The sequence below is a fragment of the Streptococcus sp. A12 genome, assembly GCF_905372335.1.
GTDB lineage: Bacteria > Bacillota > Bacilli > Lactobacillales > Streptococcaceae > Streptococcus.
Window position 1 is genome coordinate 1 of record NZ_CAJPOU010000100.1, and the last position, 3,036, is coordinate 3,036.

5 protein-coding genes are annotated in these 3,036 nt (G+C 42.1%); 4 read left to right on the top strand and 1 reads right to left on the bottom strand.

The genetic code is table 11. The annotated features are described in order from the left end of the window. Positions 1 to 7: 7 nt before the first annotated feature. A complete protein-coding gene (def, locus tag QZ158_RS08125; RefSeq protein WP_293887478.1) occupies positions 8 to 622 on the bottom strand; it encodes a peptide deformylase in 615 nt (204 codons plus the stop codon). Positions 623 to 793: 171 nt separating this feature from the next. Between def and QZ158_RS08130 the strand changes: the two genes are divergently transcribed. From QZ158_RS08130 to trxA, 4 genes are all read left to right on the top strand, one after another. Further along, positions 794 to 1,522 (top strand): pseudouridine synthase, encoded by a 729-nt coding sequence (locus QZ158_RS08130; protein ID WP_293887480.1) that lies wholly within the window; start codon positions 794 to 796, stop codon positions 1,520 to 1,522. Positions 1,523 to 1,697: 175 nt separating this feature from the next. Next, positions 1,698 to 1,967 (top strand): 30S ribosomal protein S15, encoded by a 270-nt coding sequence (gene rpsO / locus QZ158_RS08135; protein WP_004193424.1) that lies wholly within the window; start codon positions 1,698 to 1,700, stop codon positions 1,965 to 1,967. A 515-nt stretch (positions 1,968 to 2,482) separates the two neighbouring features. Beyond that, on the top strand, positions 2,483 to 2,707 hold the full coding sequence (locus QZ158_RS08140) for a DUF4649 family protein (protein ID WP_003010037.1): 225 nt from the start codon (positions 2,483 to 2,485) through the stop codon (positions 2,705 to 2,707). 12 nt (positions 2,708 to 2,719) lie between these two features. Further along, entirely contained in the window at positions 2,720 to 3,034 is a 315-nt protein-coding gene (gene trxA / locus QZ158_RS08145; RefSeq protein WP_006595584.1) for a thioredoxin, read from the top strand. Positions 3,035 to 3,036 lie beyond the last annotated feature (2 nt).

Consider the following 3,036-nt stretch of genomic DNA (forward strand, 5'->3'; position numbering starts at 1 on the left):
TTTTTTCTTATTCTAAAATAAGCATGCCATCTTTGACAGCGAAAGGATCTTTCGGATTGATCCGATCGTAGAACATAACGCCATTGATGTGATCGATTTCGTGTTGGACCACAATGGAGTTGTAGCCTTTGAGTTTGATACGGTGCTTTTCTCCGGTCTTGTCATAGTAGTCTACCGTTACACGTGCGTGGCGAACCACATAACCAGGAACGTTGCGGTCTACAGAGAGACACCCTTCCCCATCTCCTAGAGCCGCATCTTGGACTGAGTGGGAGACAATTTTAGGATTGTACATGACTTCTTGGATGGAGTAGGCTTCTTTTGGAGGATTTCCTTCTTCGTCCTCTGGATTTGGGACGAGAACGACAATGATGCGCTTAGAAATGTTCAACTGAGGGGCAGCGAGTCCAACTCCACCTCGGAGACCCAATTTTTCCGCCATGACAGGATCCTGCGAATGGTGCAAGAACTGCATCATTTTTTCCCCTAGGATGATGTCTTGATCTGACAGTGGGAAAGTGACCTCTTCAGCGATAGCACGTAAAGTTGGGTGGCCTTCGCGGATAATATCATTCATATCAATTAGATGGGCAGCTTTTGTAATGGTTTCGATTGCAGACATGTTCTCATTCACTCCTTTTTTCTAGAAACCATCATATCATAAATCCTTTTAGAATGAAAGTTTCCCAATTGATTGAGGAGTGCTAATGGACCAGACGGACTGTAAATTAGAAAAGGAAAGAATCCTAGTCCGGTTCATGGTATAATGATAAGAAGAATGAAGGAGGCAAGCATGCGTCTAGATAAATATTTAGTGGACTGTGGAGTGGGAAGCCGAACAGAAGTCAAGCAAGTCCTCAAGCAAAAAAAAATTCAGGTCAATGGAAAGGTGGAAACCTCTGCCAAGGTTCATATTGATCCAGATAAGGATCAAGTGACCTATCTGGGAGAAAGTTTATTCCATGAAGAGTTTGTTTACTATCTGCTCAATAAACCCAAAGGGGTCGTTTCAGCAACGGAAGATGACCGCCATCAAACAGTCTTAGATTTGTTGGATGACACGGCCAGACACAAGGAAGTCTTTCCAGTTGGACGTTTGGATATCGATACCCATGGCTTACTCTTCTTGACCAATAATGGTAAGTTGGCTCATGCCATGCTATCGCCTAAGAAACATGTGGACAAGGTCTACCGTGCCCAAGTAGCTGGCATCATGACTCAGGAAGATATCGACCGCTTCAAAGAAGGAATAGAATTGAAGGATTTCACCACCCTGCCAGCTGAGTTGGAAATGTTGGAGGTCGATCAAGAAGCTAATAGTTGCTTGGTTCAGATCCGCATCGCTGAAGGAAAATTCCACCAGGTCAAGCGCATGGTCGCGGCTTGTGGCAAAGAAGTCACCGATCTCGAGCGGATTTCCATGGGGCCATTGAGCTTGGATCCTAGTCTCGAATTAGGGGAGTGGCGTAGATTGACAGCAGAAGAAATAAAGCTCTTAACTGACTTTCGGGTCAACCTATAATGAGAAGTCATTGTAGTCTTGGGTTTGAAGAACTCTGTTGGAAAAAGCAGAAGTGTTTGACAGAAAGATGAAATCTTGGTAGAATGAATAGGTCGAATAGACAACTAACTCTTTCTTGGTAGCAGGCTATGCCAAACCTGCCACTCGGATAGAGCATAAAGAAAAGGAGCTTATCATGGCAATCTCAAAAGAGAAAAAAAATGAAATCATTGCACAATACGCACGTCACGAAGGTGACACTGGTTCAGTAGAAGTACAAGTTGCTGTCCTTACTTGGGAAATCAACCACTTGAACGACCACATCAAACAACACAAAAAAGACCACGCTACTTACCGTGGTTTGATGAAGAAAATCGGTCGCCGTCGTAACTTGTTGGCTTACCTTCGTAAGAACGACGTTAACCGTTACCGTGAGTTGATCAACTCTCTTGGACTTCGTCGTTAATCATGATGCTAAGGGCGCCAAAAATCCGTATGAAAATAGGGAAACGACACAGTGTTCGATGAACACAAGGAGTTTCATCTTTTTCACTAGGATTTTAGCCCGAGCTCAAAACAGCTCTCTGAATTCAGAGGGCTGTTATTTTTTGCCAAGTGCTTAGGCCGTGTTCAATTGAATACAAAAAAGTTAAGTTACTCTATTTGTAGAGTAGCTTTTCTTTTTCACTAGAATTATAGTATAATCTCCGGCTGCGGTTCCTAGCATCATGAGGTAAAATAGACCAGATTTATCTCCTTTCGGGGAGATTTTTTGTTTTCAGAAGAAATCTAGTACAATCTTCGGTTCGTCGCCTTGTCTAGAAACGTTTTATACAGCAAGAATGGAGCCCTCTGAATTCAGAGGGCTTTTTTGTTATCTTTTTTTGGACAAGATTCATTATTCTGAGTAAGTCGTTTTGTTTGACAGATGTAATTAACAGAGTTACAATAGACACATCTTAAGAAATAGAGGTTATCGATATGATTGATATTACATATCTAGATGGTGCAAAACAAGAAAGAGTCATGCATTTTGATTCCTATGAAGAATTTGAGCGCTCCCAACAGACCTGCTTGATCGGTGTAGCGGATTACTATCCCGTACAAAAATTGACCTATAATGGGCACGAACTCGATTACCATGGAACTTACGGAGATGTCTTCTTCTATTTGATGAAGCAAGACCTCGATCAATACAAAAACTAAAGGAGAAAAACAATGGCAAAAGCAATTACAGACGCAACATTTGAAGCAGAAACAAAAGAAGGATTGGTCTTGGTAGACTTCTGGGCGACCTGGTGTGGTCCATGTCGTATGCAAGGTCCAATCTTGGATAAATTGTCTGAAGAACTTTCAGAAGATGTCTTGAAAATCGTTAAAATGGACGTTGATGAAAATCCAAATACAGCGCGTGCTTTCGGCATTATGTCTATCCCTACTCTTCTTTTCAAAAAAGATGGACAAGTGGTTAAACAAGTTGCTGGTGTTCACACAGCAGAACAAATCAAGGCCATTGTGGCTGAGTTGAGTTAAAA

Bases quoted from the DNA above. Each gene is read 5' to 3' on its own strand.
- def (WP_293887478.1), bottom strand. From the start codon at position 622: ATGTCTGCAATCGAAACCATTACAAAAGCTGCCCATCTAATTGATATG.
- QZ158_RS08130 (WP_293887480.1), top strand. From the start codon at position 794: ATGCGTCTAGATAAATATTTAGTGGACTGTGGAGTGGGAAGCCGAACA.
- rpsO (WP_004193424.1), top strand. From the start codon at position 1,698: ATGGCAATCTCAAAAGAGAAAAAAAATGAAATCATTGCACAATACGCA.
- QZ158_RS08140 (WP_003010037.1), top strand. From the start codon at position 2,483: ATGATTGATATTACATATCTAGATGGTGCAAAACAAGAAAGAGTCATG.
- trxA (WP_006595584.1), top strand. From the start codon at position 2,720: ATGGCAAAAGCAATTACAGACGCAACATTTGAAGCAGAAACAAAAGAA.